Source organism: Streptomyces sp. IMTB 2501 (genome assembly GCF_001953885.1).
GTDB lineage: Bacteria > Actinomycetota > Actinomycetes > Streptomycetales > Streptomycetaceae > Streptomyces.
On sequence record NZ_MQUS01000018.1, the window covers coordinates 47,023 to 58,959 of the forward strand.

Sequence of the window (11,937 nt, forward strand, 5' to 3'; positions counted from 1 at the left end):
CCGTGACCCCACTCGACACCCGACTCTGTGCAAGGAGACTCATGAACACCGCCGAACTCGCCGAACTGGGACAGCAGTTGCGCGTGGACAGTGTGCGGGCGTCCGATGCCGCGGGGTCCGGGCACCCCACGTCCTCGATGTCCGCCGCCGATCTGCTGGCCGTCCTGCTGGCCCACCATCTGCGCTACGACTTCGAGCGCCCGGAACACCCGGCCAACGACCGCTTCGTGCTGTCCAAGGGCCACGCTTCGCCCCTGCTGTACGCCGCGTACAAGGCCGCCGGTGTCATCGAGGACGGCGAACTGCTCACCTTCCGCAGGATCGGCAGCCGGCTCGAAGGCCATCCGACGCCCCGGCGGCTGCCCTGGGTGGAGACCGCCACCGGATCCCTCGGCCAGGGCCTGCCGGTCGGCGTCGGCATCGCCCTCGCCGGCAAGCACCTGGACCGCACCGGCTACCGGGTGTGGGTGCTGTGCGGCGACAGCGAGCTGGCCGAGGGCTCGGTGTGGGAGGCCGCCGAACACGCCGGGTACGAGCGCCTCGGCAACCTGATCACGATCGTGGACGTCAACCGGCTCGGCCAGCACGGCCCCACCCGGCACGGCCACGACCTGGACGCCTACGCCCGCCGCTTCGAGGCCTTCGGCTGGCGCACGCTGGAGGTCGACGGCCACGACGTCGACGCCATCGACCGGGCCTACGGCGAGGCGCTGGCCACGGACGGACAGCCCGTCGTGGTCCTCGCCCGCACCCTCAAGGGCAAGGGCGTCGCCGCTGTCGAAGACCGCGAGGGACACCACGGAAAGCCGCTGGCGGACGCCGAGGAGGCCATCGCCGAGCTCGGCGGACCGCGCGACCTGCACGTCCGGGTCAACGAGCCGCCGGCCGCGGCGGCGCTGCGCGACCTGACCACCGAGGTGCTCCAGCTCCCGCGCTACGACAAGGGCGACGAGGTCGCCACCCGGGACGCCTTCGGCGCGGCGCTCGCCGCGCTCGGCACCGCCCGCGGCGACGTCGTCGCCCTGGACGGCGAGGTCGGCGACTCCACCCGCACCGAGGAGTTCGCCAAGGCGCACCCCGAGCGGTTCTTCGAGTGCTACATCGCCGAGCAGCAGCTGGTGGCCGCGGCTGTCGGCATGGCCGTGCGGGGCTGGCTGCCGTACGCCTCGACGTTCGCCGCGTTCTTCACCCGGGCTCACGATTTCGTGCGCATGGCGTCCATCAGCGGCTCGGGCATCAACCTGGTCGGCTCGCACGCCGGGGTCGCGATCGGGCAGGACGGGCCCTCGCAGATGGGCCTGGAGGATCTGGCCATGTTCCGCGCCGTGTACGGCTCGACCGTGCTGTATCCCTGCGACGCCAACCAGACCGCCCGGCTGGTCGCGGCCATGTCCGGGCTGGACGGCATCCGCTATCTGCGTACCTCGCGCGGGAAGACACCGGTGATCTACGGCGCCGAGGAGGAGTTCCCGGTCGGCGGCAGCAAGACGCTCCGGTCGAGCGAGGAGGACCGGCTGACGGTCGTCGCGGCCGGGGTCACCGTACCGGAGGCGCTGACCGCGGCCGACCGGCTCGCCGAGGACGGCGTCCGGGTGCGGGTGATCGACCTGTACTCCGTCAAGCCCGTCGACACGGACACGCTGCGCCGGGCCGCCGAGGAGACCGGCTGCCTGCTCACCGTGGAGGACCACCACGCCGAGGGCGGCCTCGGCGACGCCGTCGCGGAGGCCTTCGCCGACGGCCGGCTCGTGCCCCGGCTGGTCCGGCTCGCGGTACGCACCATGCCGGGCTCGGCCGCGCCCGACGAGCAGTTGCACGCGGCCGGTATCGATGCCCTCGGTATCGCGGCGGCGGCCAAGCTGCTGGTGGAGGAGGCGATCGTGCGATGACCGGCATATCCGCCACGGCCGACGGACCACCGGCGATCTGTGGCGTACGCCGGGCTGCCGGGCCACGGCCTTCGCCGACGGCCGGCCCGTGTCCCGGCTGGTCCGGCTCGCGGTACGCACCATGCCGGGCTCGGCCGGGCCCGACGAGCAGTTGCACGCGGCCGGTATCGATGCCCTCGGTATCGCGGCGGCGGCCAAGCTGCTGGTGGAGGAGGCGATCGTGCGATGACTGGCATATCCGCCACGGCCGACGGACCACCGGCGATCTGTGGCGCACGCCGGGCTGCCGGGCCAGGCTGGAGCTGACGAACCTCGCCCGTTTCCTCACCCCGCAGGGAGCCGGCAAGGAACCGGGCCGCGCCCGAAGGAGACGCCATGACCGGACCGCGTTATGTGTACGCCGTCTGCCGCCCCTTCGGGACGCCCCTGCAGGCCGAGCTCAAAGGCGTCGGGGGCGCCCCGCCGGCGCTGCTGCGCCACCACGACCTGATCGCGGTCGTCAGTACGGTCCCGGCGGCGGACTGCTGCGAGGACGCCCTGAAGGCGCACCTGGACGACCCGGACTGGCTGGACGCGACCGCCCGCGCGCACCAGGGCGTGATCGACGCGCTCACCACGGTCACCACCCCGCTGCCGCTCCGGCCGGGGATCGTCTTCCAGGACGACTGGTCGGTGCGCATGATGATCGAGGCCCGTGAGGACGAATTCCGGCGCACCCTCGACCGGCTGGAGGGCCGGGTGGAGTGGGGTGTGACGCTGTACACGGAGCCCGCCGAGCCCGCCCCCGCGCGGGCCGAGGCGTTCGCCCGGTCGCTGCACGAGCTTCTCTCCCGGCACGCCGAGGACTCCCGGCTGCACACCCCCGAGATTTCCGGGCTGTCCACCGTGCCCGGCCGGAACGTCCTCGCCGCGGCCTATCTGGTGCCCCGCGCGCAGTCCGAGGAATTCGTGGAACTGGTGGATCGCGCGCGGGACGAGGCACCCGGAATCCGCGTGGAACTCACCGGCCCCTGGGCCGCCTATTCCTTCACGGGGGAGGTGGTGTCGTAACTGTCTTCCGGGAATCCGGGAATCAGGGCTGCCTTCGGGAATCAGGCCTCCTTACGGCACAGAATCTCTCCGTGCAGGACCGCGAACCAGCCGTCCTCCCGCCGGCCCCACTCCCGCCACGCCCCGGACACGGCCCGCAGCTGATCCACGGTGGCCTGACCGCCCTGCGTGGCGCGTTCCGCGTAGGCGGAGGCCAGGGTGCGGTCCGCCCACAGACCGCTCCACCAGGCCCGCTCCTCGGGCGTGGCGAACGTCCAGGTGCTGGAGGTGACGGTGATGTCGGTCAGCCCGGCGGCCAGCGCCCACGCCTTCAGCCGGCGCCCGGCATCGGGCTCGCCGCCGTTGGCCCGGGCCACCCGTTCGTACAGGTCCAGCCAGTCGTCCAGGCCCGGCACCGCCGGATACCAGGTCATCGCCGCGTAGTCCGCGTCGCGTACCGCGATGAACCCGCCGGGTTTGGTCACCCGCCGCATCTCGCGCAGCGCCTGCACCGGGTCGCCGACATGCTGCAGCACCTGGTGGGCGTGGACCACGCAGAACGTGTCGTCGGGGTAGTCCAGCGCGTGCACGTCGGCGACCGCGAAGTCCACGTTGCCCAGTCCGCGCTCGGCGGCGGTGGCCCGGGCCTGGTCCAGGATGCCCGGCGCGTGGTCGACGCCGGTGACCTGGCCGTCCGGGACCAGTTCCGCCAGGTCGGCGGTGATGGTGCCCGGCCCGCAGCCGATGTCCAGGATCTTCATGTGCGGCTTCAGGGAGCCGAGCAGATAGGCCGCGGAGTTGGCGGCGGTCCGCCAGGTGTGCGAACGCAGCACGGACTCGTGGTGCCCGTGCGTGTAGACGGCGGTCTCCTGCGCTTTCGGCATGGTTGTTCCCCTTCACCCTCGTCTCCGCTGGTACGGATCACCGTACGCGCGAATGCCGAATAATGAGACTGGCGTCTCGCCATATGGGCACGATGGAGAAGGCCGGAGCTGTTCGGTGGCCGGTTACTCTGAAGTGCCCGTTTCTCGTGCCTGTCTGCGCCGGGCGCCCGACCGGCGCGTAAGGAGACCTCCGGATGCGCCTCCTCCTCGTCCGTCACGGTGAGACCCCGTCCAACCTGGACCACCTGCTGGACACCGCCGTGCCCGGTCCCGGGCTGACCCCGCTCGGCGAGGCACAGGCCGCCGCACTGCCCGAGGCGCTCGCCGGGGAGGACATCGAGGCCCTCTACGTCTCCACGATGCTGCGCACCCAGCTCACCGCCGCCCCGCTGGCCGCAGCCCGGGGCCTTGAGGCGATCGTCCGCGACGGCGTGCGCGAGGTGGCGGCCGGCGATCTGGAGATGCTGCCCGGTGAGTCCCCCGAGGGCCGGGAGTACATGCGCACGGTGTTCGCGTGGGCGGCCGGCGACACCGGGCTGCGCATTCCCGGCGGGGAGAGCGGCAAGGAGGCCCTCGCCCGGTACGACGCCGTGATCGAGGAAGCCGCCGCGAACGGCGCCGGCACCGTCGCCGTGGTCAGCCACGGCGCCGCGATCCGCATGTGGACCGCCGCCCGCGCCGACAACGTCGACGTCGCCTTCGCCGCCGCCCACCTCCTGCGGAACACCGGCGTGGTCGTCCTGGAGGGCTCCCCGTCCGACGGCTGGAAGGTCCTGTCCTGGGACAGCGCCGCGGTGGAACCTGCGGGGGAGGCCGGCCCGACGGGGGAGGCAGTGGAGACGGCATAGCAGCCGGTGGGGACGGCGGCGGGGGGAGCCGGTGCGGCCGCGGAGCGGCGCCACCGGGGCGGCACGGACCGCCGGCCGTGCACGCGGAATGTTCACGGAGCCGGCGGATAAGCGTTTGCCCCGGTACGGCCCGTCCCCGGAGAATGCCTGCCCATGGGACATCTGGAAGCCGCGCACCTCGAGTACCACCTCCCCGACGGGAGGACCCTGCTCGGGGACGTGTCCTTCCGGGTCGGCGAAGGCGCCGCCGTCGCCCTGGTGGGCCCGAACGGCGCCGGCAAGACGACCCTGCTGCGACTGATCTCCGGCGAGCTGAAGCCGCACGGCGGCACCGTCACGGTCAGCGGCGGGCTCGGCGTGATGCGCCAGTTCGTGGGCTCCGTACGCGACGAGACGACCGTACGGGACCTGCTCGTGTCCGTCGCCCCGCCCCGCATCCGCGAGGCCGCACAGGCGGTCGACGAGGCCGAGCACGCCATCATGACCGTCGACGACGAGGCCGCCCAGCTGGCGTACGCCCAGGCCCTCGCCGACTGGGCCGAGGCGCGCGGTTACGAGGCCGAGACCCTGTGGGACATGTGCACCACCGCGGCCCTCGGCATGCCCTACGAGCGCGCCCAGTGGCGCCAGGTGCGCACCCTCTCCGGCGGCGAGCAGAAACGCCTCGTGCTGGAGGCGCTGCTGCGCGGCACCGACGAGGTGCTGCTGCTGGACGAGCCGGACAACTACCTCGACGTGCCGGGCAAACGGTGGCTGGAGGAGCAGCTGCGGGAGACCCGCAAGACGGTCCTGTTCGTCTCGCACGACCGTGAACTGCTGGCCCGGGCCGCCGAGAAGATCGTCTCCGTGGAGCCGGGGCCGGCCGGTGCCGACGCCTGGGTGCACGGCGGCGGCTTCGCCACCTATCACGAGGCCCGCCGGGAACGCTTCGCCCGCTTCGAGGAGTTGCGCCGCCGCTGGGACGAGAAGCACGCCCAGCTGAAGAAGCTGGTGCTGAGCCTGCGTCAGGCGGCCTCCGTCTCCCATGAGCTGGCGTCCCGGTACGCGGCCGCCCAGACCCGGCTGCGCAAGTTCGAGGAGGCCGGACCGCCGCCGGAGCCACCGCGCGAGCAGGACATCACCATGCGCCTCAAGGGCGGCCGCACCGGTGTAAGGGCGGTCACCTGCAAGGGACTTGAGCTGACCGGCCTGATGCGGCCGTTCGACCTGGAGGTGTTCTACGGCGAACGGGTCGCCGTCCTCGGCTCCAACGGCTCCGGCAAGTCGCACTTCCTGCGGCTGCTCGCGGGCGACGACGTCACGCACACGGGAGAGTGGAAGCTCGGCGCACGCGTCGTACCCGGCCACTTCGCACAGACCCACGCGCACCCAGAACTCCAGGGCCGCACCCTGCTCGACATCCTGTGGAAGGAGCACTCCCAGGACCGCGGCGCTGCCATGTCGAGGCTGCGCCGCTATGAGCTGACCCAGCAGGCCGAGCAGTCCTTCGACCGGCTCTCCGGCGGCCAGCAGGCCCGCTTCCAGATCCTGCTGCTGGAACTGGAGGGCGTCACCGCGCTGCTGCTGGACGAGCCCACCGACAACCTCGACCTGGAGTCCGCCGAGGCCCTCCAGGAGGGCCTGGAGGCCTTCGAGGGCACGGTCCTCGCGGTCACCCACGACCGCTGGTTCGCCCGCTCCTTCGACCGCTACCTGGTCTTCGGCAGCGACGGCCGCGTCCGCGAGACCCCGGAACCCGTCTGGGACGAACGCCGCGTGGCACGGGCCCGCTAGGACCCGTGCCGGGCCGGGACGGTTGGATGCGGAGGCCCGGGAACCCGGATGTTCGTACAGTGGTCTCAGGAACACGGACACGACGAGCGGGGCACCACATGACCGGAGTCGATCCCAGCCGACTGGACGATCAGCAGCTCATGAAGGAGCTGGAGACGATCCACCGCACGCGCCACGACACCCTCCTGTACGGCTCGAACGACGCGCTGCGGACCCACAACGAGCGCATGGCGCAGCTGGAGGGCGAGTATCTGCGCCGTAACCCGCGCCGCCTGGTCAGCGCGGGCCGCACCCGCGAGGGCGCCCGGGACCGGCGGTGCGGCGAGGCGGCGGCTCCGGAGGCGTCCGGCACCTGAATTCACGCGATCCCGGCCGCTCGGCCCCGGCTCATCGGCCGCTCGCCAGCGCCTCGGCCAGCTGCTGCACGTTCTCGTAGCGGGCCGAGTGCGGCAGCCGTGCCACCCCGTCGGCCAGTGCGCCCGGCGCGTTCCGCCGGCGCAGCATACGGGCCAGGTCACGCGCGGTCGCCGGGAAGCAGCCGCGGCTCAGCGTCCGGGCCAGCTCCGCCCGCATCCGCTCCAGCGACGCCGGCGAACCCAGGCCGCCCACGGGCCCGCTCCACACCTCCGGATCGTCGTCGGCGGCCGGTTCCGGATCGTGCCACTCCTCCACGCGCGTCGGATGCCGGGACCTCAGCAGGTCCTTCAGCTCGTGCTTCATCTCGTCGTCCCGGTGAACGCTCAGCCGGTCACTGCCTCGCTGCATGTCTGCCTCCACAGGGGACTCGTCCCTGCCTGGTCCTTGCCCGGCAGGAACTCCTGCACCTTCGCCGACACGGCCGTCGCCTCCCGGTCGCCCGGTCGGTACCTACCGAGTCACCTGCTCAGGGGACGGAAAACCTCGGAAGCCGCCCTGTGGTGCGGTACGAAGCCGTAAGGCGGTTTACGAGCTGTACGGCGCGGCGCACGATCGGCGCGGCCGCCGTGTGTCACCCGGCCGGCCGCCCGTGTCCCGCGAATGGGGTCCGGCCGCGCGCGCCGCGGCGCCGTGGGGGCTCTGATGGCAGCGGGGGCACGCCCCGTGCCCCCTGCCCGTGACGCCGTCCGGCAGTGCCGCCGCACCGCCGTACCGGTGCCCGACGCACCGCCGTCCGGCGTACCACCACCGCCGACCGTTCCGCCGTGCCCGCCGAGGAGCCCGTTCCATGCGCCGCACCGTCCGTGCCCTGTCCGTCGCCTTCGTCGCCGGTGCCGCGCTCGCCCTGGCCGGGCCCGCCGCGTCCGCCGCCGAGGCCGTCCCCGGCTCCGTGTCCCCGACTCAATCCGCCGCCCCGGACGGCGTCCCCGGCTCCGTGTCCCCGACTCAATCCGCCGCCCCGGACGGCGTCCCCGGCCCGTGCGCCGCACCGCAGCGATGCGGCGTGGGCCAGGACGCAGGCCGCACCGCATGCCGGGACGGTGAGCCTTGCCCGGGCCGGGACGGTCTGGGCCGGGACGGCGTGGCGCCGGGCGGTGGGGGTCTGGATGGTGTGGGGTCGGGTGGCGTGGGTTCGGGTCGTGGGGGTCTGGATGGTGTGGGGTCGGGTCGTGGGGGTCTGGACGGTGTGGGGCCAGGTGGCGTGGGTCCGGGCGGCGGTGGTCCGGACGGTGGCGGGCCCGGTGGTGGGGCCTGTAGCGCGGGCGGGCCGTGTCAGAGCGGCGGGGGTTGCAAGCTGGGTGAGCCGTGCCAGGGCGGCGCGGGCTGTCAGGTGGGCGAGCAGTGCCAGAGCGGCGGGGGTTGCAAGCCGGGCGAGCCGTGCCAGGGCGACAGTCATGGATGTGCCGGCGGTGGAGCCTGTCACGGCAACGGTCACGACTGCACCGGCAGCATGGCGTGCCCCGACGATGGCCACACCTGTGGGAAGCCCGGCGACCGGCAGGACCACGGTACCCACGGCTGCGACCCGGGCACCTCGGAACACCCGCCGCCCGCGGAACACGGAGTCGAGGCCGGCGTCGGAGGCAGCTTCACCGACTCGGTCCCCGCCCTCGCCGCCGGAGCCGCCTGTATGGCCGCGGCCTGCGGCGGAGCCGGTTACCGGCTGTACGGCCGTCGGCGCGCCGCGGGAGCCCGGCCCACGGACGTGTGACCGGGCAACAACAGGCCACTCCCATGCCGGGCCGTTCGGTGGGTACACACCCTCACGGGAACACCGGCAGCCGGACCCCACACCGACCGACACCACAGGCCACGACCCCCAGTCAGGAACACACACCACACAGCAGCCCACGACGACACATCCCGCCCCGGCCGCCCCGGCCCGGACCGGCGGCACCCGGCACCAGGACTGCGGAGGCGGACATGCGGCGGACGGACCCCGAGGGCCACGGCCCGGTTCGCTACGGCCCACACCTGCCCGACGACGGCCTCCCCGTACTCCCCGACCTCACCGCCGTACTCGCCGCCGCGGCGTGCCGCGCCGGCGCCCAGCCCGTCGGTGGTGCCCCCGCCCTCCTCGAAGCGGCCTGCGGCTACTGGACCCGGCGCGGGCTGCCCACCGTCCCCGACCACGTGGCTGCCGGCCCCGGCGCCCCCGCGCTGCTGCTCGCCGTCACCGCCGCGCTCGCCGGAGACGGCGCCGACGTCCTCGTCCCCCGACCCTGCGCCGCCTGGTGGGCGCCGTACGCCCGGTTGCTCGGCCGGCCCGTCTTCCATGTGCCCACTCCCGCCGAGAGCGGCGGCGTCCCCGACCCCTACGCCCTGCTGGAGACCGTCCGCCGGGTCCGCGCCGAGGGCGGCGAACCCCGGCTGCTCGTGCTCTCCGTCGCAGACGATCCCACGGCCACCGTCGCCCCGCCCGAACTGCTGCACGAGACCATCGAGGCCGCCACCGCCGAGGGACTGCACCTGGTCAGCGACGAAACCTGGCGCGACACCCTGCACCGCCCCCACGACACCGTCCTGCTCAGCCCCGCCGAGATGCGTCCCGACCAGGTCACCGTCGTCACCGACCTCGCCGGATCCCTGTTGCCGCCCGGCTGGCCCGCCGCCGTCGCCCGCTTTCCGGCCACCGAACCCGGACGGCACCTCCACGCGCGCGTGCTCGACATCCTCACCGCACTCGATGCCCGCATCGCCGCACCCGTCGCCGCGGCCGCCGGCTATGCCCTCGACGAACCCCCGCCCGTCACCGAGCGCCGCGAGGCCACCGTACGGCTGCACGCGCGCGTGGCCGCCGCCGCGCACGCCGCCGTCGTCGCCGCCGGCGCGCTCGCCCGCCCCCCGCAGGCCGGCCGCCACCTGTACGCCGACCTCGGCCCGCTGCGCGAACCCCTCGCCGCGCAAGGCGTCGGCGACGCACAGGAGTTGGAGGACCTCCTCACCGCCCGGCTCGGCATGCCCGCACCGGGCGGCCACCGCTTCGGCGACGACCTCGGGGCACTGCGCGTACGACTCGCCACGGGCCCCCTGCTCGGCGGCACGGGCGAGGAACGCATGGAATGCCTCACCTCATCCGCACCATTGGAACTGCCACACGTGCAACGGGCGTTGACCTCGTTGACGTCGGTCCTCGACGATCTCCGCGACGACGCTCAGCGATGGGAGCCTCCTCGATGACGCAGCAGACGCATGAGCCCGAGGCACACGAACCAGAGACGTACGAGCCGGCGACGTACGAGCCCGAGACGTACGAGCCCGGACCGGCAACGACCACCACGTCGGCCACGACGACCGCACCGCCCCGCACCACCCTCGCACCGGCCCCCACGGCACCCCCTTTCCCACCGCTGGCCGAGCTCCGTCCCCTCGGCGAACACCGCGTGTGGCCACGGACGTTCCACGACCGGCTCACCGCCCCGCTGCCCGGCCTCAAAGCCCTCGCCCGCTTCGCCCGCGAAGGCGCCGTACGCCCCGGTCCCGGAGGTCTTGCCGGCATCCCGCGGCTGCCCTGCGAACCCGCCCCGCTGCCCCGCGTCGACACCCGTACCCTCGCCGTCACCTGGGTCGGACACGCCAGCTGGGTCGTCCGGATCGGCGGCCTGACCGTCCTCACCGACCCCGTCTGGTCCCGCCGCATCCTCGGCACCCCGGCCCGCATCACCCCGGTCGGCGTCCCCTGGGACACCCTGCCGCGCATCGACGCCGTCGTCATCAGCCACAACCACTACGACCACCTCGACGCCCCCACGCTGCGCCGACTCCCCCGGGACACCCCGGTGTTCGCACCGGCGGGCCTCGGCCGCTGGTTCCGCCGCCGGCGCTTCACCCATGTCACCGAGCTGGACTGGTGGGAGGGCGCCGAACTGCATCCAAGGGGCGGCGCCGCAGGCGCCTCGGCCGACGGTGGTGGCGGGCGACGGGCGGGCGTCCGCTTCGACTTCGTCCCCGCCCACCACTGGTCCAAGCGCACCCTCACCGACACCTGTCACAGCCTCTGGGGCGGCTGGGTCCTCACCGACGCCGACGGACAGCGCCTCTACTTCGCCGGCGACACCGGCTACGGCCACTGGTTCTCCCGCATCGGCCGCCGCTACCCCGGCATCGACCTCGCCCTCATGCCCATCGGAGCCTACGACCCCCGCTGGTGGCTCAAAGACGTCCACTGCGACCCCGAGGAAGCGGTCCAGGCCACCCTCGACGCAGGCGCCCGCCGCATGGCCCCCATGCACTGGGGCACCTTCGTCCTCTCGGCAGAACCGGTCCTGGAACCGCTCACGAGAGTGCGGGCGGCCTGGGAGCAGGCGGGGCTGGAGCGGGACGACCTGTGGGATCTGCCGGTCGGCGGATCAAAGGCGCTGGAGTGGAGCGCCCCGGAAGGAGCGCGGGGCTCTGCCCGACACACGGCTGCCGCCGCGCGGGCGCGAGAAGGCGCGATAGACCGGTAGCCCGAACACGACCGCACCTGCGACGGCGCTACCGAACCCGCCGCACCACACTTGGCATCGCACTGATCACCAAGGTCAGCGTGACCGCCACCACAACCCCCTCCCAGGGCTCCTCGAACAACGAACCCCCCAGAATCCCGATCACTTGATACGTGGCCGCCCACGCCAGACACGCGGGCAGATTCCCCCGCACGAACCTCCGCGACGGCCAGTCGGCCATCAGACACGCCAACATCACCGGAATACGACCGGCAGGCACCAGCCGGGACAACACCAGCACGGCAACCCCGTGCTGGGCCAGCTTCTCCCGCGCCGACACCAGCCGCGCCTCCGGAGCCCTGGACCGTATCGCCTCCAGCCACCGCGACCCGTTGCGCGACCGCATCCCGCGCCGCCCCAGCCAGTACAGCGCCGCATCTCCCAGAAACGCGGCCAGCGAAGCCGTCACGAACACCAGAGCCAGCGAGAACGGCGCCGTCTGATGGAACGCCACCACCGCCGCCGAACTCACCAGCGCCCCGGTCGGCACCACCGGCACCAGCGCCCCGATCAGCACCAGCAGAAACAACGACGGATAACCGATCGCCTGCTGCGTCGACTCCGGCGGCACGGTCGACGTGGAGGCGGCGAGCGACGCCACGGAGGCCGG

General features: G+C 73.3%; 11 protein-coding genes and 1 pseudogene. 9 read left to right on the forward strand and 3 right to left on the reverse strand.

The features are described from left to right. Window positions 1-41 precede the first annotated feature (41 nt). The 3 genes from AV521_RS28025 to AV521_RS28030 all read left to right on the forward strand — a co-directional run bounded on the left by AV521_RS28025 (window position 42) and on the right by AV521_RS28030 (window position 2,939). The gene (locus AV521_RS28025) at window positions 42-1,889 is read left to right on the forward strand and encodes a transketolase (protein ID WP_076091944.1); all 1,848 of its coding nucleotides are present in this window, start codon (window positions 42-44) and stop codon (window positions 1,887-1,889) included. Window positions 1,890-1,977: 88 nt separating this feature from the next. After that, window positions 1,978-2,118: a hypothetical protein gene (locus AV521_RS49470; protein ID WP_179023436.1), complete on the forward strand. Its 141-nt coding sequence runs from the start codon at window positions 1,978-1,980 to the stop codon at window positions 2,116-2,118. A 146-nt stretch (window positions 2,119-2,264) separates the two neighbouring features. Next, on the forward strand, window positions 2,265-2,939 hold the full coding sequence (locus AV521_RS28030; protein WP_076091946.1) for a GvpL/GvpF family gas vesicle protein: 675 nt from the start codon (window positions 2,265-2,267) through the stop codon (window positions 2,937-2,939). A 41-nt stretch (window positions 2,940-2,980) separates the two neighbouring features. On the opposite strand, the gene AV521_RS28035 is transcribed toward AV521_RS28030, so the two are convergent. Next, a complete protein-coding gene (locus AV521_RS28035; RefSeq protein WP_076091948.1) occupies window positions 2,981-3,802 on the reverse strand; it encodes a class I SAM-dependent methyltransferase in 822 nt (273 codons plus the stop codon). A 194-nt stretch (window positions 3,803-3,996) separates the two neighbouring features. Between AV521_RS28035 and AV521_RS28040 the strand changes: the two genes are divergently transcribed. From AV521_RS28040 to AV521_RS28050, 3 genes and pseudogenes are all read left to right on the forward strand, one after another. Continuing rightward, window positions 3,997-4,650 (forward strand): histidine phosphatase family protein, encoded by a 654-nt coding sequence (locus tag AV521_RS28040; protein WP_076091950.1) that lies wholly within the window; start codon window positions 3,997-3,999, stop codon window positions 4,648-4,650. A gap of 153 nt (window positions 4,651-4,803) precedes the next feature. Continuing rightward, on the forward strand, window positions 4,804-6,423 hold the full coding sequence (locus tag AV521_RS28045) for an ABC-F family ATP-binding cassette domain-containing protein (RefSeq protein WP_076091952.1): 1,620 nt from the start codon (window positions 4,804-4,806) through the stop codon (window positions 6,421-6,423). Between the two features lie 48 nt (window positions 6,424-6,471). Then, a pseudogene (locus AV521_RS28050) lies at window positions 6,472-6,779 on the forward strand (DUF6158 family protein). Between the two features lie 31 nt (window positions 6,780-6,810). Here the strand turns inward: AV521_RS28050 and AV521_RS28055 are convergent. Continuing rightward, window positions 6,811-7,188: a DUF2795 domain-containing protein gene (locus AV521_RS28055; RefSeq protein WP_076091956.1), complete on the reverse strand. Its 378-nt coding sequence runs from the start codon at window positions 7,186-7,188 to the stop codon at window positions 6,811-6,813. A 1,102-nt stretch (window positions 7,189-8,290) separates the two neighbouring features. On the opposite strand from AV521_RS28055, the gene AV521_RS46760 reads away from it, so the two are divergent. From AV521_RS46760 to AV521_RS28070, 3 genes are all read left to right on the forward strand, one after another. Then, the gene (locus AV521_RS46760) at window positions 8,291-8,551 is read left to right on the forward strand and encodes a hypothetical protein (protein WP_079249432.1); all 261 of its coding nucleotides are present in this window, start codon (window positions 8,291-8,293) and stop codon (window positions 8,549-8,551) included. 212 nt (window positions 8,552-8,763) lie between these two features. After that, window positions 8,764-10,020 (forward strand): aminotransferase class I/II-fold pyridoxal phosphate-dependent enzyme, encoded by a 1,257-nt coding sequence (locus AV521_RS28065; protein ID WP_076091960.1) that lies wholly within the window; start codon window positions 8,764-8,766, stop codon window positions 10,018-10,020. Further along, window positions 9,903-11,288, forward strand: coding sequence for an MBL fold metallo-hydrolase (locus AV521_RS28070; protein WP_256725700.1), 1,386 nt, complete (start codon window positions 9,903-9,905; stop codon window positions 11,286-11,288). The genes AV521_RS28065 and AV521_RS28070 overlap by 118 nt, the downstream gene beginning before the upstream one ends. Window positions 11,289-11,316: 28 nt before the next feature. Here AV521_RS28070 and AV521_RS28075 read toward each other — a convergent pair whose 3' ends face one another. After that, on the reverse strand, window positions 11,317-11,928 hold the full coding sequence (locus AV521_RS28075; protein ID WP_076092139.1) for a DedA family protein: 612 nt from the start codon (window positions 11,926-11,928) through the stop codon (window positions 11,317-11,319). Window positions 11,929-11,937: the final 9 nt, after the last annotated feature.